Origin of the sequence: Rhodococcus sp. T9N (genome assembly GCF_024436645.1) — a bacterium.
GTDB lineage: Bacteria > Actinomycetota > Actinomycetes > Mycobacteriales > Mycobacteriaceae > Rhodococcus_F > Rhodococcus_F qingshengii.
On record NZ_JAMSKS010000006.1, the window covers coordinates 102,902 to 128,911 of the forward strand.

Consider the following 26,010-nt stretch of genomic DNA (forward strand, 5'->3'; position numbering starts at 1 on the left):
CACCAAGTTCCCATTTCGATACAGCGCACTGGAGAATCACCGATGACCCGAGTCCGAAAGAACACTCCCGGACGGATCCTGTTCGTGGGATCGGGACCGGGCGACCCCGCCCTGCTCACCGTTCGCGCACGTGACGTCCTCACCGGCGCCGCAATGGCATTCACCGATCCGGATGTCGACAAGGGCGTCGTCGCACTCGTCGGCATCGACATGGGCCGCGACGAGGAGACCGGCGAGCTGATCGCGGACGTGCGTCCGGCACTCGGCGAGCCTGCCGAGGTTGCAAAGACATTGGTGCACGAGGCCAAGAACGGCCACGACGTCGTGCGTCTGGTCTCCGGCGACCCGCTGACCACGGATTCCGTGATCGCAGAGGTCACCGCAGTCGCCCGTACGCAGGTTCAGTTCGAGGTTCTCCCGGGTCTGCCTTCCGGTTCGGCTGTGCCGAGCTACGCCGGCATGGCGCTCGGCTCGGGTCACACCGAGGCCGACGTTCGCGGTGAAGTCGACTGGGCTGCTCTGGCCGCTGCACCGGGACCGCTTGTCCTGCACGCGACGTCCGGACATCTCGCCGAGACCGCCAGCGCGCTGGTCGAGAACGGCTTGGCCCCGCAGACGCCTGCTGCGATCACCGTCCGCGGTACCACTCGTCAGCAGCGAACCGTCGAGGCAACTCTCGCGACGCTCAACGAAGCCGGATCCGAACTGGTGGGCTCGCTCATCGTCACCGTCGGCAAGGTTGTCGCGCAGCGCAACAAGATGTCGTGGTGGGAATCGCGCGCTCTGTACGGCTGGACCGTCCTCGTGCCGCGCACCAAGGATCAGGCCGGCGAGATGAGCGACCGTCTGGTCACTCACGGAGCGATCCCGATCGAGGTTCCGACCATCGCCGTCGAGCCGCCTCGCAGCCCGGCTCAGATGGAGCGTTCGGTCAAGGGACTCGTCGACGGTCGCTACCAGTGGGTCGTCTTCACTTCCACCAATGCTGTTCGCGCAGTATGGGAGAAGTTCGAAGAGTTCGGCCTCGACGCTCGCGCCTTCTCCGGTGTGAAGATCGCCTGCATCGGTGAAGCAACCGCAGCCAAGGTGCGCTCGTTCGGCATCAACCCCGAGCTGATCCCGACCGGTGAGCAGTCCAGCGAAGGCCTGTTGGCCGAATTCGCCCCGTACGACGACGTTTTCGATCCGGTCAACCGGGTTCTGTTGCCGCGGGCGGACATTGCGACCGAAACCCTCGCAGAGGGCCTGCGCGAACGCGGTTGGGAGATCGACGACGTCACCGCCTACCGCACCGTCCGGGCAGCGCCGCCGCCGGCCGAGACCCGCGAGATGATCAAGACCGGTGGATTCGACGCCGTCTGCTTCACCTCGTCCTCGACCGTGCGCAACCTCGTCGGCATCGCCGGCAAGCCGCACGCCCGCACGTTGGTCGCGTGCATCGGCCCGAAGACGGCCGAAACCGCTATCGAGTTCGGTCTGCGCGTCGACGTGCAGCCCGAGACCTCGCAGGTGGGACCGCTGGTGGAGGCTCTCGCCGAGCATGCTGCTCGTCTGCGCGCCGAAGGTGCTTTGCCGCCCCCGCGCAAGAAGTCTCGAAGGCGCTAGCGCACCCGTGAGGGGTTGAGGAGTCTGTGGACTCCTCAACCGCTCACAGGTTCCGACGAAGGAGGGCTACTTCTCGTGTTTCCTACTCATCGCCCTCGCCGGCTCCGGCGCACTCCTGCGCTCCGGCGACTCGTGGCAGAGACCTCGCTCGAACCCCGGCACCTCGTTTTGCCGATGTTCGTCGCCGACGGCATCGACGCACCGCGTGAGATCAGTTCCATGCCAGGCGTTTTCCAGCACACCCTCGATTCGCTGCGGTCCGCAGCGGTGGAAGCGGTGGAAGCCGGCGTCGGTGGCCTGATGCTGTTCGGTGTCCCGAAGGCGGAGGACAAGGATCCCCAGGGGTCCGGTGCCTCCGATCCCGACGGCATCCTCAACGTCGGATTGCGCGCTCTGGCAGACGAACTCGGCGATTCGACGGTCATCATGGCCGATACCTGCCTCGACGAGTTCACCGATCACGGCCACTGCGGCGTGTTGACTGCCGGCGGCGCTGTCGACAACGACGCGACCTTGATCCGATACGTAGAAATGGCTCTCGCGCAAGCTGAATCGGGTGCGCACCTGCTCGGCCCCAGCGGCATGATGGACGGTCAGGTGGCTGCGATCCGTGGTGCACTCGATGCTTCGGGGTATGTCGATGTCGGCCAGCTCGCCTATGCCGCGAAATATGCGTCAGCGTTCTACGGGCCGTTCCGTGAAGCCGTCGGATCCTCACTGCAAGGCGACCGTCGTACGTATCAGCAGGACGGCGCCAATCGCCGCGAGTCGATGCGCGAGGTAGACCTCGACGTCGCCGAGGGCGCCGACATGGTGATGGTCAAGCCTGCAATGTCCTACCTGGACATTCTGCGTGAGACCGCCGACCGGTCCCCGGTTCCGGTCGCTGCGTACCAGATCTCGGGGGAGTACTCGATGATCACTGCGGCCGCGCAGAACGGGTGGATCGATCGGGACGCGGCGATTCTCGAATCGCTCATCAGCATTCGCCGCGCCGGTGCCGACGTGGTCCTCACGTACTGGGCGTCGGAAGTTGCCGGATGGCTGTGACGGAGTCACGCATGGTGGCTGCGCCGGTATCGACCGATACGCTGGTGTCATGACCGAGCAGTGGCCGCCGTCGCGCCAGGAACCGCCCCGCCGGGAACCTCCCTACGAGAACCAGCCGTTCGAGAATCAGCCGTACCGCGAACTCGGACCGATGCCGACGGGTCAGATCCCGGGATACGGCCCCGGTTACAACGGATACCCGGGACCTGCGCCGAAACCCGAGCCGCCGACGGACGTCGTGACTGCGATTCAGTTGTGGTGGGCTGTGACGGCGCTGGGGTTGGTCCAGGGCGGCGCGATGATCTGGATGCTGCTCGGGCAGAAGTCGATGTTCGTCGACGAGATGCTCAGAAATCAGGCAGCTGTCGACGCCGGTCTGACGCGTTCCGACGTGGAGGGCATGTTCCCACTGGTCATCGTGTTCTCTGCGGTTTTGGTCGTGATCGTCACCGCGGTGTTCCTTCTGTTCGTGCGCGCGATGAGTCGCGGCAGGAACTGGGCTCGAATGTTGCTGACGTTCTGTGGCGTCTTCATGCTGGTCTCCGCGATCCCGGTGATCTTCGGGCTCGGCGGAGACGGCGGCGCGGCCACTCTGCTGTTCGGCGGAGCGGAAATCCTGCAGGCAGTTGCTGCTGTCGGGGCGATCGTGATGATGCACCGAAAAGAGTCCAATCCGTACTTTCTTCGTTTCCCCCCGGCGGGGAACCGGTAGGTAGCTCGGGGTACTGTGAAACGGGTCACTGAAGTAGTAGGGGAGAGGTCGGACGCGATGAGTTCTCAGGAAGCCCTGCGTACGGAAAGCACCCACGACGCGCCACTGCGCCAACGTGGTTCACGCACCGAAGTGATCTTGTTCGCGATCCTCGGAGCCTCTGTTCTGGTGACACTCCTGATGCTCATGATTCCGGGCATCGTCAGCGGATAGCGCACACTTGAACCCGTGAGTATCTCTACGAAGGTCAGGCGCCCGACGGCTGTCGAGGCAGCATTCTGGCTGTGGATCGCCAGCGCGTTCCTGCTCATACTCTTCGGCCTGATCAATGTCACCAGCGCTTCGTATTCGTTGCGTGAGCAGTTCACCGATCAAGGCGTTTCTGCCGGAAACATCGACATCTACGTCACCTTCGTGCGGGTGTCAGGGCTGGTTCTGCTGTTGACCGGCCTCGCGATCGGCGGCCTCGCCGGTCCCACTCGCGCCGGAAGGGCGTTGTGCCGACGGATCCTGGTGATCGTGTCCGGAGTGTTCGCGGTGCTGCAGATCGCGCTGGTCGTCGCCGGGATCAGTACCGTGCTCGCGCTGGTTGTTCCCGTCATGCTGATCTTTGCCTGCGTCGCGATCTACCGCGACACCACCCGAAGTTGGTTTGCCCGTGGCTGATCGCGCGCCGGAAATCGGCCCGGACGTTCTGTACTACGAACCGGGTTCTCGGTGGTGGGCCATCGCGTTCGGTCCGATCTTCTGCCTGATCGCCTTGGTCATCGAACTGTTCACGGGCCCGGTGGTGCATTGGTTCGGTCTGGCGATGTTCGCCGTGATCCTCACCGGATTGGTCTACGTGCAGGTGATCGCAGCACGGCGGCACGCGAGCGTACTTCTGACCGCGACCACGTTGCGTCAGGGAACCGAAGAGGTGCCGATCACCGAGATCGCCGAGGTGTTCCCGGAGTCCGACGACGCTGCCTACGAGGACGAAATGGAACCGTGGGAAACGGCACGCGCGCTCGGTGAGCTGTCCGGAGTGCCCAGGCGTCGGCACGGTATCGGCTTACGTTTGACCACCGGGGGATTGGTGCGGGCGTGGGCAAAGGACGATCAGGCACTGCGCGAGGCGTTGAGTCAGGTCGTTGTGGTTGGTGTCGAACCGGACGGGTCTGCCGATGACTGAGCCACAGCCATCCCCGCGTGTCGACGTGAAGACGTGGATCGGTGTACTCGGTATCGTCGCCGCAACGATTCTGGCGGTCGTGTGCTGGCGAGCGGGTACGACGACGTCCGACTTCGGACCGATACTGGAGGGCGCTCCACCGTTCGAGAGCACGCACTACGACGGTCTCTGGATCTCGGGCGCCGGGTTGTCGATTCTGGTTGCGGGGCTGATGGCCATCGATGTCGTGCGCCGCGTCCGGGTGGGCTTCGTCGCATCGCAGTAGCCCTCATACGGGTAGGGGGTATAGTTGCGGTATGAGTAGTTACAGCCCCGAGCAGGACGATCTGCTCAAGCGCCTTCGTCGTATCGAAGGTCAGGTAGCCGGAATTTCACGCATGGTCGCAGACGACCGGTACTGCATCGACGTGCTCACCCAGGTATCCGCCGCGACGAGCGCGTTGCAGTCCGTGTCCCTGAAGCTTCTCGACGCCCACCTTGCGGGTTGCGTCGTCGAAGCTGCCAAGCAGGGTGGTCCGGAAGCGGACGTCAAGATCAAGGAAGCTCAGGCGGCCATCGCTCGCCTCGTTCGTTCGTAAGGTGTCGGTCCGTCACTCCGTGATGGACCGCGCGAGCGCCCGGGCGGAGAAGCTCACGAAGTACTCGGGTGTGACTTCTTTGGCGATGTTGATGACGATGGTGTCCGACAGGCCTTTGAGTCCGGAGAGCACGAGATGGATCAACGCGGGGTCGTCGATCAACCTGCTCCCTTCGGCTGCAGCAGATTCGGTGAGCGCTCGAATCAATGCCGAGTTGTAGACCGCTACGGATGCGTGAAGTTCCCGCATGCTTTCTCGGTCGGACCCGGCCATGCCTTCGATGTCGCGCCAAGTGGTGGTGAGTCGACCCACCCGTGCCCAGTGCCGAGCAAACTCGGAAATCATGGACTCGAGTAAGGCGCTCAGTCCCTGCTCGCGGGGGAGCGAGTTCACGAAGTCCGCCATTTCCAGCTGACTTTCGCTGAGGAGGGCGGCGAAGATGTCCTGCTTGTCGACGAAGTACTGGTAGATCAGGCCAGTGCTGGTGCCGGCTCGTTTGGCGACAGCGCGGATCGTGAGCGCGGAGTAGCCTCCTTCGTCCAGAAGCGAGATCGCCGCGTCGAGAGTTCGGCGTCGACGCACTTCGGCGTCGCCGTAGATCGACTTGCTGCTGGTACTGCTCATTTGATCACCGTAGTCGCGGTGGTCGGCATCCTCAATTCACATCGAACACTGTTCGTTGTCGAACGCCGCCCAGAATTGGATGTGACTCAGATCATAGAATGAACATTGTTCGAAATAGAATGAACATCGTTCATTCTGGTGTTACGGTATGGCGCAGACCACATCGAGGCCAGTGCAAAGTGCTGGACACTCTGCGGTCGGCCTGACCTTTCTTCCCGTATCGATCGGGAGGTCTACACAGTTGTGGAGTACCTATGACACGCACTAACGATGAACGCGCGGCGATCGACATCGCCGCTGCAGCTGGAGAACTTCTGCTCGACCATCGGAAATCCCTCGGCGAAAACGACGGTGATGTCGCGACTTTCAAGAACGCGGCCGATCGGCTAAGTCACGAATTCATCGTCGCCGAACTTGCCCGACGCTTTCCTGCGGATGCAGTGCTGTCGGAGGAAGGGGCTGACGACCTCGCGAGGCTGGCTGCGGATCGGGTGTGGATCGTCGACCCTCTCGACGGCACCCGTGAGTACGGCGAGGCCGGACGATCGGACTGGGCCGTTCATGTTGCGCTGACCGAAAACGGTGTCCTCACAACCGGTGCGGTCGCAATGCCTGCCCTTGGCGTCACCTATTCGAGCAGCGATGATCGGACCGAACGGGATGCCGCGACGCCGGTTCGAGTCGTCGTATCGCGGACGCGTCGTCCGGAACCGGTCATGCGCATGGCCGACTCGATGGGCGCGGAGTTGATCGAAATGGGATCCGCCGGAGCCAAAGCAATGGCTGTCGTCTCGGGTGAGGCAGACATCTATGCACATGCGGGCGGACAGTACGAGTGGGATTCGGCGGCGCCCGTTGCTGTCGCACATGCTGCGGGACTGCATGTTTCGCGTATCGATGGCAGCGAACTGCGCTACAACCAGGAAAACCCGTGGTTGCCGGATCTGCTGATCTGCCGACCCGAACTCGCCCCGAAAGCACTGGAGGAACTGGGCCGATGACCGCGACACTGACGCACCTCGAACGACTCGAAGCCGAGAGCATTCACATCATGCGTGAAGCTGTTGCCCAGAGCGAGAACCCGGTGATGTTGTACTCGGTGGGCAAGGACTCCGCCGTGATGCTGCATCTGGCGCGCAAGGCCTTCTATCCGTCGAAGCTGCCGTTTCCGCTTCTGCACGTCGATACCACGTGGAAGTTCCGTGAAATGTACAAACTTCGTGACAGTACCGCTGCTGCAGGCGATCTCGATCTGATCGTCCATACCAACCCGGACTGCGTGAAGCAGGGGATCAACCCGTTCACTCACGGCAGCGCTGTCCATACCGATATGTGGAAGACCGAAGGCCTCAAACAAGCCCTCGATCACTACAAGTTCGACGCTGCATTCGGCGGCGCCCGACGTGACGAAGAAAAATCCCGCGCCAAGGAACGCATCTTCTCGATCCGATCAGCTGCGCACCGTTGGGATCCCAAGCAGCAGCGACCGGAACTGTGGCGGATGTACAACGTCCGCAAAGCGCCGGGCGAGAGCCTGCGCGTCTTCCCTCTCTCGAACTGGACCGAGCTGGATGTGTGGGAATACATACGCCAGGAGGAGATTCCGATCGTTCCGCTGTATTTTGCCGACAAGCGGCCCGTCGTCGAGCGGGACGGTGCGCTGATCATGGTCGACGACGACCGGATGCCGTTACTGCCGGGAGAGACCCCGGAACTCAAGAGCGTTCGTTTCCGCACCCTCGGCTGCTACCCGCTGACCGGAGCCGTCGAATCGACCGCAACGAGCCTGACCGAGATCATCTCGGAAATGTTGCTCACCACCACTTCCGAACGCCAGGGACGGGTCATCGACCACGACTCCAGCGCGTCGATGGAAAAGAAGAAGCAAGAGGGGTACTTCTGATGACTGTTTCCTCGGATCTGATCGCTGACGACATCGAGGCGTACCTCGAACGTCATGCAAACAAGAGCATGCTGCGATTCATCACGTGCGGCAGCGTCGACGACGGCAAGAGCACCTTGATCGGCCGTCTGCTCTACGAATCGAAACTCGTCTTCGACGACCAGTTGACGGCGCTCGAAGCCGATTCGCGCAAGAGCGGAACCCAGGGGGAGGGGCTCGATTTCGCGCTCCTGGTCGACGGTCTCGCCGCCGAACGTGAGCAGGGCATCACGATCGACGTCGCCTATCGCTACTTCACGACCGAGCGACGCAAGTTCGTCGTCGCCGATACTCCGGGGCACGAGCAGTACACCCGAAACATGGTGACGGGCGCGTCGACCGCCGATCTTGCTGTGATCCTTGTCGATTCCCGCAAGGGGATACTGACCCAGACCCGCCGGCACTCGTATCTGGTGTCGTTGCTGGGGATCAAGCACGTGGTGCTTGCCGTGAACAAACTCGACCTCGTCGACTACTCGCAAGAGGTCTTCGATGCCATTACCGCGGATTATGCAGAGTTCGCTCACGAGATCGGTCTGGACGGGTTCGTCGCCATCCCGATGTCGGCATACATGGGTGACAATCTCACCGAGCGCAGTGCGAATACCCCGTGGTACTCCGGACCAAGCCTGATCGAGCATCTCGAAAGCGTGGACATCGACGATGCTGCCGCCGCGGCTCCGTTCCGGATGCCGGTGCAGTGGGTCAACCGGCCGGACCTCGACTTCCGCGGATTCTCCGGCCAGATCGTTTCCGGCACCGTATCTCCCGGAGATCCCATCCGCGTGCTCCCCAGTGGAAAGACGTCCACAGTCGAGCGCATCGTGACCATGGGTGGCGACCTCGACGTTGCCGGTGCGGGCCGCTCGGTCACCATCACGCTCGCCCACGAGATCGACATCAGTCGCGGTGATGTGCTGTCCATCGGCGACAATCCGCCGGCCGTAGCCGATCAGTTCGAGGCCTGCATCGTCTGGATGGGTGAGGCTCCCATGCTGCCCGAACGGCCGTTCCTGTGCCAGATCGGTACCGTCACAGTCACTGCGCGCATCACCAAACCGAAACACAAGATCAACGTCAACACTCTCGAGAAGACCGCAACGACTACTCTCGCGCTCAACGAAATCGGTGTCTGCAACCTCAGTTTCGATCGACCGGTCCCGTTCGACCCGTACGTCGGCAACCGTGACACCGGTAGCTTCATCCTCATCGACCGCCTTACCAACGGCACTGTCGGTGCGGGCATGATCACGCACTCGCTGCGTCGATCGGACAACATTCACTGGCAATCCGTGGACGTCGACGAGGCCGCGCACACCAGGCTCAAGGGACACCAACCCGCAGTTCTGTGGTTCACCGGTCTCTCCGGTTCGGGAAAGTCGACCATCGCGAACGATGTCGAGCGTCAACTACACGCACTCGGCGCGCACACCTACCTCCTCGACGGAGACAACGTCCGTCACGGGCTGAATCGAGACCTCGGATTCACCGAAGCCGACCGCGTCGAGAACATCCGTCGCGTCACCGAGGTCACCCGACTGATGGCGGACGCCGGTCTGATCGTGCTCGCGTCCTTCATTTCACCGTTCGAGGCCGAGCGTCATGCCGCCCGCGAATTGATCGGCGACGAACAGTTCGTCGAAATCTTCGTCGACACCGCTCTTGCCGTCGCAGAGGAGCGAGATCCCAAGGGGCTGTACAAGAAGGCTCGACGGGGCGAGTTGGTGAACTTCACCGGAATCGATTCGCCGTACGAACCGCCGCAGAACCCTGACATTCACATCGACACCAGTGTCACGACGACCGAGGACGCTGCGATCGCGATCGTCGACCATCTCCGCGCCCGCGGAACCATTTCTTGATCCGCCTGAACACGAGGAGCATCCATGCCTGACAGGGCTGAAATAGTTTCTGCCGTAGAAGATTACGTCAAGTGTCTCGGACGTCACGACGTCGACGGACTGGTTGCGCTGTTTGCGCTCGACGCAGTTCAACACGAACCGCTGGGGGTCCAGACCTACCGCGGAATCGACGAGATTCGCGAATTCGATACCGCGAACGCGCAGGTCGATTTCACAGTCAGCCTGCTCGGTCCGATTTCGGTGACGGGAAAGTACGCAGCCATGCAGCTTCGGGTGCAGCGCGCCGGTATCCCTGACTTCGCTGCCACCGATGTGTTCGAGTTCGACGAGAACGGCAAGATCATCTCCCTGAGTGTTGTTCTCGATCCGCAGGCGCTGTGCTGACCCATCAGGGCCTGCTGGCAGGCAAGGTTGTCGTCGTCTCGGGAGTGGGCCCGGCGCTGGGTCGTTCGATTGCGCTGCAGAGTGCGGCGGCCGGAGCGAAGGTTGTTCTGGCTGCCCGCACACCCGAGCGCTTGGAATCGGTGGCAAGGGAGATTCGAGACCGCGGCGGAATCGCGTTGGCCGTCCCGACGAACCTCACCGACGTCGATTCGATCGCTTCGTTGGCGGAGACAACTGTCGCTGAGTTCGGTGCGGTGCATTGCTTGGTGAACAACGCATTTGTTCAACCCGCGCAGGTCCCGCTCCTGGACGCCGACGTGGTGTCCATCCAGTCGGGCATCGACATCAACTTGCTCGCGGCGTTGAACGTCACCAGAGAATTTGCTCCGGCATTGATCGAGTCGCACGGGTCCGTCGTGATGGTCACGTCCATGGTGTTGCGCAACCAGCTTCCCGGGTTCGGGGCCTACCGCATCATGAAATCCGGGCTCCTGGCAATGGCACGCAGTTTGTCGATCGATCTCGGTCCCAAGGGCGTTCGAGTCAATTCGGTTGCTCCCGGCTATATCTGGGCGGACTCGGTCAAGAACATGTTCGAGAAGAAGGCGGCGGCGGCAGGAGTCGACCCCAAGATGATCTACGACGAGATCGCAGCGGGCGCCGATCTGCGCCGATTGCCGGAGCCAGATGACATCGCAAACGCTGTCGTCTTCCTCCTGTCCGATTCAGCGAGGGCCATCACAGGGCAATGTCTCGACGTCAACTGCGGTCACACGCACCACTGATCAACTCATACAAGGACTAGCCATGACACAGGATTACGACGGCATCGGTTCCATCGATGACCTGCACCAGGCTGCGCGCGAGGCGGCCGGGTACGAAAACTTCGGCAGCGAAAGCTATCTCGAAGGACTTCGAGTTCTCCTCGAGTCGTTCCAGAACGAGGCCGACCTCACTCCTCACGGCAAGGTGATCGCTCGCAAGATGATCGTCGGAGCGCTCGCGGGTCGCCTGACCAGTGAGGCCGGATTCGCGAAATATCCAGAGCACGTAGATGTTCCGATCGAACGCCCGATCTTCGTGGTCGGGTTGACCCGCACCGGCAGCACCGCGCTGCACCGTTTGCTCGGTGCCGACCCGGCGCATCAGGGCGCCGAGATGTGGCTCGCCGAGACGCCGCAGCCGCGCCCCGAGCGCGACACGTGGTCGGAGAACGAAGATTACGTTCGCTCCGACGCCTTCTACCGTGCTCGCCAGCGTAACGAGGCAGACCTGATGAAGGTTCATTTCATGGGGGCGGAAGAGGTCGAGGAATGCTGGCGGCTGCTGCAGCAGACGATGCTCTCGACCGCGTTCGAGACGGTGGCGTACGTGCCGAGTTACACCCGGTGGCTGGCGGAGCAGGACTGGACCGAAACATATGCGCGGCACAAGAAGAACCTGCAGTTGATCGGGCTGCACGACCAGGACAGACGGTGGGTGCTCAAAAGCCCGAGCCATGTCTTCGCGATCGACGAGATCATGTCGGTCTATCCGGATGCACTGTTCGTTCGGACCTTCCGAGACCCGTTGACATCGATGGCGTCCACCTTCAGCCTCGTAGAGCAGGGCGGACACGACATGTCGAGGGCCTTCGATCGTCCGGCCATCGGGCGCACGCAACTGGAGTTGTGGGCGCGAGGGAATGCGAACTTCAACAATGCCCGTAGCCGTTACAACCCCGATCAGTTCATCGACGTCGACTACAAGGACTTCATCGCCGATGCGGTCGGCACCGTCGAGAAGATCTATGCACAGTTCGCCCTGCCCTTCACAGACGACGCCCGCGCCGCGGTGGAGGCGTCGCATCAGGCCAGCCTTGCCGAGCACCGTCGTCCGTCGCATCGCTATTCGCTCGAGGATTTCGGCGTGAGCGCTGCCGACGTCGAAGCGAAGTTCGCCACCACACCCTGAAGCCCTCCGGCCCTGTGCGCCTTTTTGGTAGTGCCGACTACCAAAAAGGCGCACAGGGCGAAGCCCCAACCGAAACAAGGAGATTCACATGAATGCTGTTTGGGAAAAGTTCTGCGCAGATCTGCTCGAGGTCGGAAAGGTCCTGGAAGACGAGATCGTCCCTCAGGATCCGCTGACTCAAGCCGAGGGCGTCCGCTACCTGAGTCGGTTGCTTCGGTACGGCACGATCAACTGTGTCGAGTACACCGATCCGCGGTGGCCGCAGTTCTCGTCGGCTCCGAACCCGAACATGATGACGAAGATCGGTGCCGACAACCCGGACAACGTCTACATGCGCGCCAACATTTCCGGGAAGTACAACTACCGGATCATCGGCACCCGAGGCACCGTCCCGCTGATCACCTTCGGCTCGCGCGTAAATCGGTACCACATCGACGGCACCATGCTGCAGACCGGCGATCTGCATATCCACGACCTCGAGGTCGACGAGAACGGCCGTTTCGAGTTCATCGCGAGCGTCGACAAGCCCGATGAGGGCGCTTGGCTGCCTTTGGCGCCCGACAGCAACCTCATCTCCGTTCGGCAAACTCACCAGGATCGGCGCAACGAGGTCATCGGTGATCTGACCATCGAATGCCTGAACCCGGACGGGGAGTTCGTCCCGTTGACTCCGGAAGAGATCGGCGAGCGCCTCACCAAGTCCGTCGGGATCGTGAAGGGGATGGCGGAGACCTTCCTGGAATGGTCGCGCAAATTCCAGCCGCACACCAACGAGATCTTCGACTGGGGACAGGACTACTTCCAGGACGCCGGCGGCGATCCGACGATCTTCTACTTCCACGGTTACTGGAAGCTCGCCGAGGACGAGGCGTGGGTCATCGAGACCGAGGTTCCGAACTGCGAGTACTTCAACTTCGTGCTGCAGAACTTCTGGGTCGAGTCCCTCGACTACAACCGCACGAACATCTACATCAACAATCACACCGCGAAGCTCAACGACGACGGCACCATGACAATCGTCGTGGCGGCGAAGGATCCGGGTTATGGCAACTGGATCGACACCGATTCGCATGCCGAGGGGACATGGGCGCTGCGCTGGATCAAGGCGGACTCGCACCCGATCCCGACGTCGAAGGTAGTCAAGATCTGACACGCTGACGGAGATTGGGAACGTATGTACACCAGGAAGATTAGGTTCGGCCCTCGCTTTGTCGCGCTCGGGCTTGCCGGTGCATTGATGTTGGCCGGTTGCGCGTCGAGCAGTGGGGACAACTCGGGATCGGCTTCACCGAGCAGTAGTGGCGCAGCTGGTTTTGTGGGCGCCCCAGATGTGGGGGAGCGGATCGACGGCGGTGTTCTCACCTTCGGGTCCTATTCGTTCCCTTCCTCGTTGGACCCCACGAGAACGCAAGCCGCCGGTTCGACCGGCGGAACCGAAATGGCCGCGATTTACGACACGCTGGTACGCAGCGACTCCACAAACGGGAGCTTCGTGCCACAACTCGCGAAGACACTGTCGAACAACAGCGACTTCACCTCGTACACCGTCACTTTGGCTGACGGCCTCACCTTCAGCGACGGAAGTCCGCTCGACGCGGAAGCGGTGAAGTGGAGTATCGATCGATTCGTGGCAGGCAAGGGTGATGTATCGCAGACCTGGCTCAACATCGTGGATCGGATCGAGACGCCCGACGCCACCACAGTCGAATTCGTGCTCGAGCGGCCCTGGCGTCAATTCCCGGCGCTGTTGTCGCTCGGGCCCGGAATGATCGTTGCGCGAAGTTCCGGGGGAGAGGCAGGGTCGGTTCCAGGAACCGGGGAGGGAGCGTTCACACCGATCGGGGCGGGTCCGTTCACCTTGGCCAAGTTCGCCCCGCACGAAGAACTGGTACTCGCCGCACGCACGGATTATCAGGGCGGTAAACCTCCACTGGACACAGTGCGGTTTGTTCCCACGTCGGGTGCGCAGTCTCAGTACGAATCGTTGAAGAGCGGCCAGATCGACATGACGTACATTCTCCGCGACGAGGCCGTGATCGAACAAGCTCTCGACGACGGATACTCGGGTTACCTCAGTCCGACCGGACAGAACGGGATCGGCACGATCAACAACCGTGAGGGCAAGCCCGGGGCCGATGTTCGCGTCCGTCAGGCGATCGCCTACGGGGTGGATCCGGCGGCGGTCAATACCCGGGCGAACAACGGATTGGGCACCGCCAGTTCCGAACTGGTCCCGCAGACGTCACGTTGGTACGACAACACAGCAGGCATTCCGTTCGATCAGGTGAAGGCAAAGGCGCTGCTCGATCAAGCGAAGTCCGACGGGTACGACGGGAAACTCCGCTACCTCACCACCTCGGAGCCGAGCCAACAGGCGACGGCACTGACGGTTCAGGCGTCGCTGAACGCGATCGGTTTCGACGTCACCATCGACTACGCGACCGATGTGACCGATCTGGTTCGACGGGTATACAAGGACCACGATTTCGACATGACCAGAGGTGGCGCTCCGGTCGGAGAAGAAGCGCCGTACCTCAATTTGTACAACAGTATGGCCAGTGATTCGAAGAACAACCCGTCCGGCTTCGCGGACCCGGAGATGGACGCGATGATCACAGCTGTGCAGACGGCATCGACGGACGATGCTGTCCGTGAGGCGATCAGCAAGGTGCAGGAGTACGCCAACGCGACTGTGCCTTACGTGATCTGGGGGCCGGCGTCGGTGTTGACCGCATGGGACGGCAACGTTCACGGCGTCGTTCGCAACATCACCGACATCATGTTCTTGGGCGGCGCTTGGATCTCGCCCAACGGCGAAACGGTGGAACGATGAAGTGGTCCTTGGCGGGTGCGATGATCGACGCCCTGGAACTGTGCGAGTTGGCGCAGGTCGCCGAAGAGGTGGGGTTCGACGGAATCGCGATGCCGGATTCCGTGTTCTATCCGGAGCAGGTGTCGGCGCCGTACCCGTACACTGCAGACGGGAAGCGGATGTGGGCGCCCGAGACGCCGATGCCTGATCCGTTCATTGCCATGGCGGCGATGGCGGCCGTCACATCGCGAATTCAGTTCTACACCAACGTGTTCAAACTTCCACTGCGCGATCCGCTGTTGACTGCCAAGCAGGTCGCGACCATGGCCGTGATGTCGAGGAACCGCGTCGCTCTCGGCGTCGGTTTGTCCTGGATTCCCGAGGAATTCACCTTCACCGGTACCGAGATGCGCACCCGCGGCGCGCGTACCGACGAAGCCATCGAGATCATCAAGGCGGTGTGTGCGGGACGTGGGCCGGAATGGGTCGAATACCACGGCAAGCACTACGATTTCGACGCTCTGATGATCAGTCCTGTTCCGGAGATTCCGGTTCCGATCTACATCGGTGGGCACAGCGAACCGGGGTTGCGCCGTGCAGCCAGGCTGGCTGACGGTTGGATGTCGGTGAACACGACCAAAGCCGAATTAGCCTGCGCCATCGATCGTCTCACGGAATTGCGGGTCGAGTACGGTCGTGCCGATGTTCCTTTCGGCGTCAACGTCTCGCCGACGGATGTTCGTGATCTGGACGGATATCGCGAACTCGAGACTCTCGGAGTCACGGAAATCAGAGTGTTGCCCTGGTATCGCTACGGAGTTGACGCCGGTGATCGTCAGGGACGACTCGACTCCGTTCGGCGGTTTGCCGAGGAGGTCATCGCTCAGTACTGATCGATCAGCGTCTGCATCGCCCGGCCGTAGAGTTTTGCCAACTCGTCGCGATCTGCGGACTGGGGGATACTTTCGTCGCTGAGGACGCTCAACAGCCCGGACACCTGGGCGGAGACCAGGAGTGCGCGGGTGTACGCGTCTTCGCCGTCTAGACGAGCGGCGAGATTGGTGGCGAATACTCCGGTCATGTCTCGGAGTCGCTCCCGGATGCGTGCACTGTCCGACGCTCGCATGAGCGCTGTGTACACCGACAGCATCCGGGCGTCGGCCTTGCCCAGGACGAAGGCGGCGATTCGCTCACCGAGGGTGTCGAGTGGGCCGTCGAACTGGCCTTCGAAGTAGTCCGCAACCGGCGTGGTTTCCAGGAACAGTGCTTCTTTGGACCCGAAATGCCGGATGACCAGGGCCGGATCGATTCCGGCAACTTTGGCGATGGCGCGAACTGACGTGCCGCCGAACCCGTGCTCGCCGAACAGTTGGAACGCCGCCGCGCGAATCGCCTCGGATGTCGAGGGTTGCTCCTGCTCTGGCGTGTGCCTCGTGGGTGTCACGACATCGACCTCTGTGCTCGCTCGCCGACCGCGTTGTCAACGGCGTTGACTATAACGTGTCAACGGTGTTGACTGTTGAGTCTGTCAACGGTGTTGACAGCTAGATGCGGTTAGTGAAGAGAGCGTGGAATATGACAGATACCGACGTCCGAGTACCCAGCGAAGAAGTTGTCGATCCGCCGACCAATTGGAAGATGGTGGGCAGTGGACTCGCATTTCCGTTGTTCTTCGTCATCATGTTCTGCCTGTGCTACGTCAGCGCCTTCCATTCGCCGACGCCGAATCAGGCACCGATCGTGGTGGTCGGGTCGCCGTCCGTCACGGCCCCGCTGATCGACGGAATCCAGGCTTCGTCGGGTGACAAGTTCGACATCGTTGCCACAGCCAACGCCGCCGACGCACTCTCTCGGATCGACAACCGCGATGCGATCGGCGCCATCGAGATCGGTGACACCGTGACCGCACATATCGCCACCGGCGCGGGCGCCTCGACGGTTTCCGTGGTGAGCAGCTTGGCGCATTCGGTTGCGGAGCAGACGGGGCAGCAGGTCACGGTGATCGACTCGGCGCCTGTCACGGCGCGAGACTCCTCGACCGTCGGACTCTTCTACTTCCTGATCGTCTGCACCCTCGGTGGCTACCTGACCATCACGGTGCTCAGTCAGGTTGCGCCGAGAATGCGGTTGCGAGAGCAGTATTCGATCCTGGCCGGTGCGGCGATACTCACCCCGCTCATAGCCTTCGGCATCACCAGCATCTTCATGCACGCCTTCGGGGCGTCGTTCGGCCAGATCCTGCAACTGCTGGGAATCTCGATGGTTTACACGTTCACCGTCGGTACGGTGAGCATCCTGCTCAATCGACTGCTCGGCCAAGCCGCGATCTTCGCGGTGCTGACGGTGCTCGTTTTCATCAACTTCCCGAGTTCGGGTGGTGCCATTCCGGTGTCGTTCCTGCCCGGATTCTGGCAGCACATCCATTCGTTCTGGCTCGGATCGGCAGCCATGGAGCCCATCCGCTCCGTCATCTACTTCAGTGGCAACGGCGCCGGACCGCACCTGCTCGTTCTGGGGATCTGGCTGGTCGCGGCACTCGGCCTGACCGGACTGCTCGCCTCTCGCCAGTCGAAAAAGGCAGCAGCGCACTGAGTGTGGTGGGGCCGGCGATTGCCGACCCCACCCGAACCCTTTACTTCAGCCGTACCGCGTCGGTGCCCGGTCCGTCGAGCATCGCGGACCCCAGCAGGATGTCCGGAATGCCGAACCCGTCGATCAGTGTCTCGACGTGGGGGCGCAGGGTGCGGCAACGCTCGTTGATTCCGCGCGTCACGGCCTTCGAACGCTCCACCGACAGATGCCGGTGCTCCATGAACCAGGCCTTGTCCTCTTCGATCACGGACAGTGCGTAGAGATCGCACACCTCGCCGAAGAGTTCCTTCGCGGTCTCGTCCTCACACGAGTCGATGCCGGCGACGAATGCTTCCAGGATGACGCGCTCGATGTGCGCCTGAGCGGCTTTGAGTACGTGGTCCTGCACGAAGTTGAACGCGTCGAACGGGTTCTCCTCGCGCTTCTGCGCTGCCTGCAATCGCCTTGCCGCAGTGGCGAGTAGGTACTCTTCGCGGTCTTCGAACATCTTCATCTGGGTGCCGCGATTGAAGAGGCTGCCGTCCTCTTCGTTGTCCTGGCGAGTGTCGACGATCGTCTGCAGGATCTGCTGCGCTGCCGTGCGTTTCTTGACCACGTCGGAGACCGTCGTAGCGGCGAAGCGCATCCAGTCGACCGGGCTCATGCCGCGGACTTCGTCGGCGTAGGAGGTGAGGAGTTCTTTTGCGACCAACTGCGTCAGAACGTGGTTGTCACCCTCGAACGTGGTGAAGACGTCGGTGTCCGCCTTGAGTGCGGTGAGGCGGTTCTCGGCGAGATAGCCTGCGCCGCCGCAGGCTTCGCGTGCTTCCTGGATGGCCCGAGTGGCATGCCAGGTGTTGGCGGCCTTGAGTCCGGCGGCGCGACCTTCGAGTTCGCGCTGCTCCTGCGGATCCGGGTCGTCGCTGCTCTGGATGTCGTGCATCGCGGCGACGAGTTCGTTCTGTGCGAACTGCAGAGCGTACGAGCGGGCGATCAACGGCAGCAGACGCTTCTGGTGGACGAGGTAGTCCATGATCAGGACTTCGTCGTCACTCTTCGGAGCACTGAACTGCCTGCGCTGCAGGGCGTATCGACCGGCGATGGCCAATCCGACGCGGGCGGCCGCTGCCGCGGAACCACCGACGGTGACACGTCCACGAACCAGTGTGCCGACCATCGTGAAGAAACGACGGTTCGGGTTCTCGATCGCCGAACTGTACGTGCCGTCCTCGGCGACGTCGGCGTAACGGTTGAGTAGATTCTCACGCGGGATGCGGACCTGGTCGAAGACGATGCGGCCGTTGTCGACTCCGGGCAGTCCACCCTTGAGCCCGCAGTCGGACGTCGTGACGCCGGGGAGGTCGTTGCCGGCGTCGTCACGAATCGGCACGACAAAGCAGTGGACGCCCTGACTTTCGCCTCCGGTGATCAGCTGCGCGAACACCGCTGCGACGGTGGCGTGCTGGGCAGCGCCGCCGATGTAGTCCTTGCGAGAGGACGGAGTGGGGGAGTTGACGACGAACTCGCCCGTCTCGACGTCGTAGGTCGCCGTGGTTTCGAGTTCCTGGACGTCGCTGCCGTGACCGGTCTCGGTCATCGCAAAGCAACCGAGCAGGTCCAGATCGATCAGCGGCTTGACGTACGCCTGGTGGTGACGCTCGGTGCCGAGGTTTTCGATGGCGCCGCCGAACAGACCCCACTGGACGCCGGCCTTGACCATCAGGGAGAGGTCGGACATCGCGAGCATCTCGATGCTGGTGACGGCGCCACCCGCGTCGCCCGTTCCGCCGTGAGAGACGGCGAAACCGTTTGCGGCGTACCCGAGATCGGCGAGGACCCGCATCTGTTCGAGAGCCTTGGAGCGCGCAATGGCGGTGTTGGGTGTGTAGTGCGGAGCAAAACGTTCGTCGTTCAATTCGCCGCGAACGCGCTCACGCACCTCCCGCCAGCGTCCGTCGAGTGTTGTCCTGAGGTGGTCCGCTGTGGTGGCCATGGAACCGACGATAGCGCGTAGCGCACCGCGGGCAACCCGGTTCGATCCCAACCTCACATTCAGCAGGAGCCTGCGGCACCCGCTTCGATTCCTTGGCGGAAGAGTTCCTTCTCGCTCTCGGACATAGCCTGGTACGAAGGGTCGTTCTCGACGATCTTCAGGAAGTCGGCGCCTGCCGTCTGGGTCGACGTGTCGCCGCTCTGAACACGCTGCTGAACGTAGACGGACACCGCCGAACACCCGCCGAGAAACGCGGGGTCGGTGCTCGTCGCTGCGGTGGTTCGAGCCGAGTCGGTGGCGCTCGGCGGCGACGAAACTGTCGCCTTGTCGTCGTTCGAAGCGTCCGAACCACACGATGTGAGAAGAATCGCAGCCGAGACCATCAGCGTCGTCAACAGTCGCTTCATGCCCGGAATCGTCTCACGCGGGGCCCGGTTCGACCGGAAAACTCGCCTCGAGCACCGAAGTCCTACACCCTGTCGTTGTCAGATTCGACAGAACTGGGACACTGGAAGCCGTGACTGTGTCTTCCGGTGATCCCGACGTGCATGCAACGAACTCCGCTCGGCTCTTCGAACGTGCCGGCAACGTGATTCCGGGTGGCGTCAACTCGCCCGTCCGCGCGTTCGGTTCGGTCGGCGGAACACCGCGATTCATTCGCGAAGCATCCGGCTACACCCTCACCGACGTCGACGGAAACAATTACGTCGACCTGGTGTCGTCCTGGGGTCCGATGATTCTCGGGCACGCTCACCCGGCAGTCGTCGAAGCCGTTCGCGAAGCAGCCCTCGGAGGTCTCTCCTTCGGTGCGCCGACCGAAGGCGAAGTTGCCCTCGCCGAGGAAATCGTCGCCCGCGTCGCGCCCGTGGAAAAGGTTCGCCTGGTCAACTCCGGAACCGAAGCCACGATGAGCGCAGTCCGCCTCGCCCGCGGATTCACCGGGCGGACCAAGATCGTCAAGTTCTCCGGTTGCTACCACGGCCACGTCGACGCCCTTCTCGCCGACGCCGGATCCGGCCTCGCGACGTTCGGGCTGCCGACCTCTCCCGGCGTTACCGGCGCTCAAGCCGAAGACACCATCGTCGTGCGCTACAACGATCTCGACGCGGTGGCCGCGGCCTTCGCGGCCAATCCCGGCGCCATCGCGTGCGTCATCACCGAAGCTGCCGCCGGAAACATGGGCGCCGTCGCACCGCTTCCCGGTTTCAACGAGGGACTGCGTCGTCTCACCCGTGAGCACGGCGCACTCCTGATCATGGACGAGGTGATGACCGGATTCCGCGTCAGTGCCTCGGGTTGGTACGGCATCGACAACGTCGCAGGCGACCTCTACACCTTCGGCAAGGTCATGAGCGGCGGCCTGCCCGCCGCAGCATTCGGCGGCCGCGCCGACATCATGGGCCACCTCGCACCGGACGGTCCCGTCTACCAGGCAGGCACCCTCTCGGGTAACCCCGTAGCCGTCGCCGCCGGACTCGCGAGCCTGCGCGCCGCCGACGCCGAGGTGTACGCCAAGCTCGGCCGGAACGCGACCGCCCTCGGCGACCTCATGACCCAAGCACTCACCGCCGAAGGCGTCGAACACCGAGTGCAGTACGCAGGCACCTTGGTGAGCGTGTTCTTCACCGAGAACACGGTGACCAACTACGACGAAGCCAAAGCCGCGCAGACCTGGCGATTCCCCGCCTTCTTCCACGCACTGCTCTCCCGCGGCGTGTACCCGCCGCCGAGCGCGTTCGAAGCGTGGTTCGTCTCCGCAGCCCTCGACGATCGAGCCTTCTCGATCATCGCCGACGCCATGCCTCACGCAGCCAAGGCCGCAGCTGCTGCCGTCAAGCCCTGAGCAGTTCCAGTTCCAGAACACCCGCACGCTTCCGACATCCATCATCTTCAGCGAGGACCCTCGACTGTGACCGACGCCGATCACCCCGACCACACGTCCACCCGCACCATCGTCCACGTCCTGCGCCACGGCGAAGTACACAACCCGCGCGGGATCCTCTACGGACGGCTCCCGGGTTTCCGGTTGTCGGTGGCGGGCGAAGCTCAGGCTCGTGCGGTCGCGTCGGTGCTCGCCGATCACGACATCACCCACGTGGTCGCGTCGCCGCTGCAGCGGGCACAAGAGACCGCGACTCCGATCGCCGAGGCACACAAGCTCGACATCGTCACGGACGAAAACCTGATCGAGGCAGGCAACGAGTTCGAGGGTCTCAAGGTTGCCGTCGGGGACGGTGCGCTCTCGCGTCCGCGTCACTGGTGGAAACTGCGTGACCCGTTCACCCCGTCCTGGGGCGAGCCCTACCTGCAGATCGCCCATCGCATGCTCGCAGCCGTCAATGCCGCACGCGTCGCGGCAGTCGGACACGAAGCCGTCGTCGTCAGCCATCAGCTTCCGGTCTGGACTCTGCGTCGATTCCTGCAGGGTGAGCGTCTGTGGCACGATCCCCGTCACCGTCAGTGTGGACTGGCGTCGTTGACGTCACTGGTCTACGAAGGCGACACCCTGGTCGACATCGTCTACTCCGAACCTGCCGGCGCCTCCGACCCGAGAGTGACAGGAGCATGATTTCGCGCCGCATCGCCGCAGCATTCGCAGCCGCTGCGTCGGCGATGCTTCTTCTCTCGTCCTGCGCGACCGGCGATGACGCCGTCGCACAGGGCGGAACTTTCGACTTCGTCTCACCGGGCGGACAAACCAAGATCTTCTACGATCCGCCGTCCGACCGAGGCACCATCGGCAAGCTCTCCGGGCCCGACCTGATGAACGAAGGTCAGAAGGTCGGTGTCGAGGACTTCGAGGGCAAGGTCGTCGTTCTCAACGTCTGGGGTCAGTGGTGCGGACCGTGCCGCGCCGAAGCCGACGACCTGGAACAGGTCTACGAGCAGACCAAGGATTCGGGCGTGCAGTTCCTCGGCATCAACGTCCGCGACGACACCAAGAACAAAGCGCAGGACTTCGTGGTCGACAACAAGGTCTCGTACCCGTCGATCTACGACCCGTCGATGCGTTCGCTGATCGCCCTCGGTGACGGCTACCCCACGTCGGTCATTCCGACGACGATCGTCCTGGACCGCCAGCATCGCGTCGCCGCGGTGTTCCTCCAAGAACTTCTCGCCGAGGATTTACTGCCCGTCGTCCAGCGAGTAGCTCAGGAAGACGCGCAGTAAAGATGACAACCACGACCACTACGCTGCTGGCCGGCAGCGACACATTGAGTGCCGGTGTGGGCGAAGCGTTTCAGAACGCGGCGTCGTCCGGTCCGCTTCTGCTCGCCCTCGGCGCCTGTGTGCTCGCCGGTCTGGTGTCGTTCGCTTCACCGTGCGTCGTGCCGCTCGTTCCCGGCTACCTGTCCTACCTGGCCGGCGTCGTCGGTGCCGACGCTCCCGCGATCACCGCCGAAGAGGCGAAGACGCGGACGATCACCCGGAGCAGTCGACTGAGGGTGGCCGGTGCGGCCGGACTGTTCGTCGCGGGCTTCACCGTTGTGTTCGTCCTCGCGACCGCGTCGGTATTCGGCGTGATCTCCACGCTGCTCGTCAACCGCGAGGTCCTGATGCGAGTGGGCGGTGTCGTCACCATCGCAATGGGTCTCGTCTTCATCGGGCTGATTCCGGCGCTGCAGAAGGACGTTCGTTTCGAACCGCGTCGCGTGTCGTCACTGGTGGGTGCGCCGCTGCTCGGGGGAGTGTTCGCTCTGGGCTGGACGCCGTGCCTCGGTCCGACATTGGCAGGCGTGATGTCCGTAGCGGCGGGAACCGACGGGATGACCGCCGCGCGTGGTGTCACGTTGATCGTCGCGTACTGCATCGGACTCGGCCTGCCGTTCATCATATTGGCGCTGGGATCGGCGCGCGCGCTGACCGGCGTCGGCTGGTTGCGTCGTAATGCACGCACCATTCAAATTTTCGGCGGAATCATGTTGGTGGCAGTGGGAATCGCCCTCGTCACCGGCGCGTGGGACCAGTTCGTCGGCTGGGTTCGCGACGCATTTATCTCGGAGGTGACGCTGCCGATATGACAGCTGACGACAATAACGACCACCCGAAACCCGTGCTGCCGAAGCAGTCGGTGATCGGTCGAGTCGTTGCACTCGGGCGCAACACCTGGCGCGGGCTCACCTCGATGCGGACCGCGCTGGTACTGCTGTTCCTCCTCGCGCTCGCTGCGATCCCCGGCGCCCTGCTGCCACAGCGAACCCTCAACGAGGGCAAGGTCACCGACTACATCGCCGCGCGTCCGACGCTCGGTCCGTGGATGGACCGCCTCGAATTGTTCGACGTGTTCAGCAGTTTCTGGTTCACCGCGATCTATGCATTGCTCTTCATCTCGCTGGTCGGCTGCATCCTGCCGCGTTGCGTGGAGCACGCGAAGGCGCTGCGCACCCGTCCGGTGAATGCGCCGCGCAATCTTGCTCGCCTGCCGCACCACACCACGAGCGTCGTGGACGGCGAGACTCCCGACGAACTTGCTGCCCGGGTGTCGAAAGAACTGCGCGGGTGGCGCGTCGAAACGCGTCGCGGCGATTCGAAATCACGACGCGAAGGCGAGATCACCATCTCGGCGGAGAAGGGATACCTCCGCGAGTTCGGCAACCTCGTGTTCCACCTCTCGCTGGTCGGATTGTTGATCGCGATCGCCGCGGGCAAGTTGTTCGGCTACGAGGGCAATCGCATCGTCATCGCCAACGACGGCCCCGGGTTCTGCACGACCTCGCCGGCAGTGTTCGACTCCTTCGTCGCCGGTCTGAGCCTCGACGGCACCGGCATGACCCCGCTGTGTGTACGTGTGAAGAATTTCCAGGCCGACTACCTCGAGACCGGTCAGGCCGAGATGTTCACCTCGGACATCTCGTACCAGGCAGGCGACGACCTCGAGTCCGATACCTGGCGGGACACGACCATCCAGGTGAACCACCCGCTGCGGATCGCCGGCGATCGTGTGTACCTGCAGGGACACGGATACGCGCCGACGTTCACCGTCACGTTCCCGAACGGTGAGACCCGCACCGAGACGCTCCAGTGGCGTCCGGACGACGCCACGACGTTCCTGAGCAGTGGCGCGATGCGCTTCGACCCGCCGGGCGGCATGTATCCCGATGCGGACGAGCGTCGGAAGAATCAGATTGCCATCGAAGGATTGTTCGCGCCCACCGCGCTGTTCCACGGCAACCTGCTGTCGTCGAGTTACCCGGCGATGAACGATCCGGCAGTCGCCATCGACATCTACAAGGGCGACACCGGACTCGATACCGGTAACCCGCAATCGCTGTTCGAACTCAACACCGAACTGATCAATCAGGGCCGACTGGTCAAGCAGGATCGAGTCAATCTGTTTCCGGGGGAGAGCGCGACGCTTGCCGACGGAACCCAGGTGCGATTCGATGGTGCCGTCGACTTCGTGAACCTGCAGGTCTCCCACGATCCCGCTCAGGTGTGGGTGTTGGTTTCGGCGTTGACCATGATGGCGGGCCTACTCGTCTCGCTCGTGATCAAGCGTCGCCGCGTCTGGGCACGTATCTATCCAGATGACGAACGACGTACTGTAGTAGAACTTGGTGGGCTTGCCCGCACCGACCACGCAGGCTGGGGCGACGAGTTCGACCGCCTCGCCGACCGCTTGCTGAAAAGCAATCCGACCACCGCGGTGAACCAACCGCACGCGCAGGAGAACGCCCGATGACAACGAACGAGACACTCGCGCAGTACAGCGACTGGGCCTTCAAGTCCGCCTTCACCGTGCTCGTGCTGGCGTTTGTGCTGCTCATCGTGCAGTACGCGTCGGCCAGAGCAAAGGCGGTTCAGGACAAGGAACTGGTCTCCGCCGGCGGTGTCGACGCATCCGTGCCTGGCAGGGTCGCGGAGACTCCGAGCAAGTCGCTCTCGGAACGATTCGGCGGAATGGGCCGAGCTGTCCTGGTCGTCGGAACGGTGCTGATCATCGCGTCGATCGTGCTCCGCGGATTTGCGACGGAACGATTCCCGCTCGGCAACATGTACGAATTCGTGGCGATGGCGTGTGCGGCGTCGTTGCTGGTCGGGCACGTCCTGTTGATCAAGCCGGCGTACCGTCCGATGTGGGTCTTCTTGCTGGTGCCGGTTCTGATCTTGATGTTCCTCGCCGGCACGGTCCTTTACGCCGACGCGGCTCCCGTGGTTCCGGCGCTGCGCTCGTACTGGCTTCCGATTCACGTGACGATCGTCAGCGTCGGTTCCGGAATCTTCATGATCGGCGGTATCGCGAGCCTTCTGTTCCTGCTGCGACTGAAGTTCCCGCCCGGTGACGAAGGCACGAGCATCGGTGGCCGGATCGCAGAGCGACTGCCGGATGCCCAGACTCTCGACCGCTTGGCGTACAAGAGCACGATCATCGCGTTTCCGCTGTTCGGCGCCGGCGTCATCCTCGGTGCCATCTGGGCGGAAGCTGCGTGGGGACGCTTCTGGGGTTGGGATCCGAAGGAGACGATGTCCTTCATCGCCTGGGTGATCTACGCGGCCTACCTGCATGCGAGGGCAACGTCCGGGTGGCGGGAGACGAAGGCCGCCTGGATCAACATCGCCGGTTTTGTTGCGATGCTGTTCAATCTCTTCATCATCAACATGGTCGTCTCCGGCTTGCACTCCTACGCGGGACTCACCTGATCCTCTCGAGGTACCGTGGGTGGCTGCCGACCGGTCTGTAGGTATTACCGGTAGGTACGTCAGGGGCGGGCAACAGTTACGATGCAGCTTGGCGAATTACTAGCTGTC

28 protein-coding genes are annotated in these 26,010 nt (G+C 62.7%); 24 read left to right on the top strand and 4 right to left on the bottom strand.

Going from position 1 to position 26,010, the window contains the following annotated elements; all coding sequences use genetic code 11:
* Window positions 1–42: 42 nt before the first annotated feature.
* The 8 genes from M1L53_RS12725 to M1L53_RS12760 all read left to right on the top strand — a co-directional run bounded on the left by M1L53_RS12725 (window position 43) and on the right by M1L53_RS12760 (window position 5,119).
* Complete coding sequence (locus M1L53_RS12725) at window positions 43–1,605, top strand: bifunctional uroporphyrinogen-III C-methyltransferase/uroporphyrinogen-III synthase (protein WP_003941969.1); 1,563 nt, start codon at window positions 43–45, stop codon at window positions 1,603–1,605.
* 75 nt (window positions 1,606–1,680) lie between these two features.
* Window positions 1,681–2,655, top strand: a complete 975-nt coding sequence (gene hemB, locus M1L53_RS12730) for a porphobilinogen synthase (protein WP_007735309.1) — start codon at window positions 1,681–1,683, stop codon at window positions 2,653–2,655.
* 49 nt (window positions 2,656–2,704) lie between these two features.
* Entirely contained in the window at window positions 2,705–3,367 is a 663-nt protein-coding gene (locus tag M1L53_RS12735) for a hypothetical protein (RefSeq protein ID WP_007735307.1), read from the top strand.
* 57 nt (window positions 3,368–3,424) lie between these two features.
* On the top strand, window positions 3,425–3,580 hold the full coding sequence (locus tag M1L53_RS12740) for a hypothetical protein (protein ID WP_003941930.1): 156 nt from the start codon (window positions 3,425–3,427) through the stop codon (window positions 3,578–3,580).
* Between the two features lie 15 nt (window positions 3,581–3,595).
* Window positions 3,596–4,033 (top strand): hypothetical protein, encoded by a 438-nt coding sequence (locus tag M1L53_RS12745; RefSeq protein WP_054187833.1) that lies wholly within the window; start codon window positions 3,596–3,598, stop codon window positions 4,031–4,033.
* On the top strand, window positions 4,026–4,541 hold the full coding sequence (locus M1L53_RS12750; RefSeq protein ID WP_003941872.1) for a hypothetical protein: 516 nt from the start codon (window positions 4,026–4,028) through the stop codon (window positions 4,539–4,541). The genes M1L53_RS12745 and M1L53_RS12750 overlap by 8 nt, the downstream gene beginning before the upstream one ends.
* Window positions 4,534–4,806 carry a hypothetical protein gene (locus M1L53_RS12755; RefSeq protein WP_007735305.1) on the top strand — a complete coding sequence of 91 codons (273 nt, stop codon included), beginning with the start codon at window positions 4,534–4,536 and terminating at the stop codon, window positions 4,804–4,806. The genes M1L53_RS12750 and M1L53_RS12755 overlap by 8 nt, the downstream gene beginning before the upstream one ends.
* 31 nt (window positions 4,807–4,837) lie before the next feature.
* Window positions 4,838–5,119, top strand: coding sequence for a metal-sensitive transcriptional regulator (locus M1L53_RS12760; protein ID WP_003942012.1), 282 nt, complete (start codon window positions 4,838–4,840; stop codon window positions 5,117–5,119).
* Between the two features lie 12 nt (window positions 5,120–5,131).
* Here the strand turns inward: M1L53_RS12760 and M1L53_RS12765 are convergent, their stop codons facing one another.
* Window positions 5,132–5,743: a TetR/AcrR family transcriptional regulator gene (locus M1L53_RS12765; RefSeq protein WP_003942004.1), complete on the bottom strand. Its 612-nt coding sequence runs from the start codon at window positions 5,741–5,743 to the stop codon at window positions 5,132–5,134.
* A 254-nt stretch (window positions 5,744–5,997) separates the two neighbouring features.
* On the opposite strand from M1L53_RS12765, the gene M1L53_RS12770 reads away from it, so the two are divergent.
* The 9 genes from M1L53_RS12770 (at window position 5,998) to M1L53_RS12810 (ending at window position 15,589) form a co-directional block, all read left to right on the top strand.
* Window positions 5,998–6,744 carry a 3'(2'),5'-bisphosphate nucleotidase CysQ gene (locus M1L53_RS12770; RefSeq protein WP_042453014.1) on the top strand — a complete coding sequence of 249 codons (747 nt, stop codon included), beginning with the start codon at window positions 5,998–6,000 and terminating at the stop codon, window positions 6,742–6,744.
* On the top strand, window positions 6,741–7,646 hold the full coding sequence (cysD, locus tag M1L53_RS12775) for a sulfate adenylyltransferase subunit CysD (RefSeq protein WP_019744365.1): 906 nt from the start codon (window positions 6,741–6,743) through the stop codon (window positions 7,644–7,646). The genes M1L53_RS12770 and cysD overlap by 4 nt, the downstream gene beginning before the upstream one ends.
* On the top strand, window positions 7,646–9,547 hold the full coding sequence (gene cysN / locus M1L53_RS12780; protein ID WP_054187832.1) for a sulfate adenylyltransferase subunit CysN: 1,902 nt from the start codon (window positions 7,646–7,648) through the stop codon (window positions 9,545–9,547). The genes cysD and cysN overlap by 1 nt, the downstream gene beginning before the upstream one ends.
* Before the next feature lie 24 nt (window positions 9,548–9,571).
* A complete protein-coding gene (locus M1L53_RS12785) occupies window positions 9,572–9,931 on the top strand; it encodes a nuclear transport factor 2 family protein (RefSeq protein WP_042925649.1) in 360 nt (119 codons plus the stop codon).
* Window positions 9,925–10,716 (top strand): SDR family oxidoreductase, encoded by a 792-nt coding sequence (locus tag M1L53_RS12790; RefSeq protein WP_054187831.1) that lies wholly within the window; start codon window positions 9,925–9,927, stop codon window positions 10,714–10,716. Before M1L53_RS12785 ends, M1L53_RS12790 begins: the two co-directional genes overlap by 7 nt.
* A gap of 22 nt (window positions 10,717–10,738) precedes the next feature.
* Window positions 10,739–11,884: a sulfotransferase gene (locus M1L53_RS12795; RefSeq protein ID WP_047268892.1), complete on the top strand. Its 1,146-nt coding sequence runs from the start codon at window positions 10,739–10,741 to the stop codon at window positions 11,882–11,884.
* Between the two features lie 88 nt (window positions 11,885–11,972).
* Window positions 11,973–13,034: a DUF1214 domain-containing protein gene (locus M1L53_RS12800; protein ID WP_003941882.1), complete on the top strand. Its 1,062-nt coding sequence runs from the start codon at window positions 11,973–11,975 to the stop codon at window positions 13,032–13,034.
* A gap of 24 nt (window positions 13,035–13,058) precedes the next feature.
* Window positions 13,059–14,717, top strand: coding sequence for an ABC transporter substrate-binding protein (locus M1L53_RS12805; RefSeq protein ID WP_054187830.1), 1,659 nt, complete (start codon window positions 13,059–13,061; stop codon window positions 14,715–14,717).
* Window positions 14,714–15,589 (top strand): TIGR03619 family F420-dependent LLM class oxidoreductase, encoded by an 876-nt coding sequence (locus tag M1L53_RS12810; protein WP_054187829.1) that lies wholly within the window; start codon window positions 14,714–14,716, stop codon window positions 15,587–15,589. The genes M1L53_RS12805 and M1L53_RS12810 overlap by 4 nt, the downstream gene beginning before the upstream one ends.
* Here M1L53_RS12810 and M1L53_RS12815 read toward each other — a convergent pair.
* Window positions 15,580–16,140 (bottom strand): TetR family transcriptional regulator, encoded by a 561-nt coding sequence (locus M1L53_RS12815; protein ID WP_054187828.1) that lies wholly within the window; start codon window positions 16,138–16,140, stop codon window positions 15,580–15,582. The two genes, M1L53_RS12810 and M1L53_RS12815, sit on opposite strands and share 10 nt — an antisense overlap.
* Before the next feature lie 131 nt (window positions 16,141–16,271).
* On the opposite strand from M1L53_RS12815, the gene M1L53_RS12820 reads away from it, so the two are divergent.
* Window positions 16,272–17,288 carry an ABC transporter permease gene (locus M1L53_RS12820; RefSeq protein WP_054187827.1) on the top strand — a complete coding sequence of 339 codons (1,017 nt, stop codon included), beginning with the start codon at window positions 16,272–16,274 and terminating at the stop codon, window positions 17,286–17,288.
* A gap of 40 nt (window positions 17,289–17,328) precedes the next feature.
* Here the strand turns inward: M1L53_RS12820 and M1L53_RS12825 are convergent, their stop codons facing one another.
* Window positions 17,329–19,260 carry an acyl-CoA dehydrogenase gene (locus tag M1L53_RS12825; protein ID WP_024487810.1) on the bottom strand — a complete coding sequence of 644 codons (1,932 nt, stop codon included), beginning with the start codon at window positions 19,258–19,260 and terminating at the stop codon, window positions 17,329–17,331.
* Window positions 19,261–19,319: 59 nt separating this feature from the next.
* Window positions 19,320–19,667 carry a hypothetical protein gene (locus tag M1L53_RS12830; RefSeq protein WP_007735283.1) on the bottom strand — a complete coding sequence of 116 codons (348 nt, stop codon included), beginning with the start codon at window positions 19,665–19,667 and terminating at the stop codon, window positions 19,320–19,322.
* 110 nt (window positions 19,668–19,777) lie between these two features.
* Here M1L53_RS12830 and hemL point away from each other — a divergent pair, with 110 nt between their 5' ends.
* The 6 genes from hemL to ccsB all read left to right on the top strand — a co-directional run bounded on the left by hemL (window position 19,778) and on the right by ccsB (window position 25,902).
* Window positions 19,778–21,103, top strand: coding sequence for a glutamate-1-semialdehyde 2,1-aminomutase (hemL, locus tag M1L53_RS12835; RefSeq protein ID WP_037129903.1), 1,326 nt, complete (start codon window positions 19,778–19,780; stop codon window positions 21,101–21,103).
* 66 nt (window positions 21,104–21,169) lie between these two features.
* A complete protein-coding gene (locus M1L53_RS12840) occupies window positions 21,170–21,829 on the top strand; it encodes a histidine phosphatase family protein (protein WP_003941868.1) in 660 nt (219 codons plus the stop codon).
* Window positions 21,826–22,431 (top strand): TlpA disulfide reductase family protein, encoded by a 606-nt coding sequence (locus M1L53_RS12845; protein WP_007735280.1) that lies wholly within the window; start codon window positions 21,826–21,828, stop codon window positions 22,429–22,431. Before M1L53_RS12840 ends, M1L53_RS12845 begins: the two co-directional genes overlap by 4 nt.
* Before the next feature lie 2 nt (window positions 22,432–22,433).
* Window positions 22,434–23,282, top strand: coding sequence for a cytochrome c biogenesis CcdA family protein (locus tag M1L53_RS12850; protein WP_007735278.1), 849 nt, complete (start codon window positions 22,434–22,436; stop codon window positions 23,280–23,282).
* Window positions 23,279–24,943, top strand: coding sequence for a cytochrome c biogenesis protein ResB (locus M1L53_RS12855; protein WP_042453041.1), 1,665 nt, complete (start codon window positions 23,279–23,281; stop codon window positions 24,941–24,943). The genes M1L53_RS12850 and M1L53_RS12855 overlap by 4 nt, the downstream gene beginning before the upstream one ends.
* Entirely contained in the window at window positions 24,940–25,902 is a 963-nt protein-coding gene (gene ccsB, locus M1L53_RS12860; protein ID WP_003941951.1) for a c-type cytochrome biogenesis protein CcsB, read from the top strand. Before M1L53_RS12855 ends, ccsB begins: the two co-directional genes overlap by 4 nt.
* The last annotated feature ends 108 nt before the right edge of the window (window positions 25,903–26,010 follow it).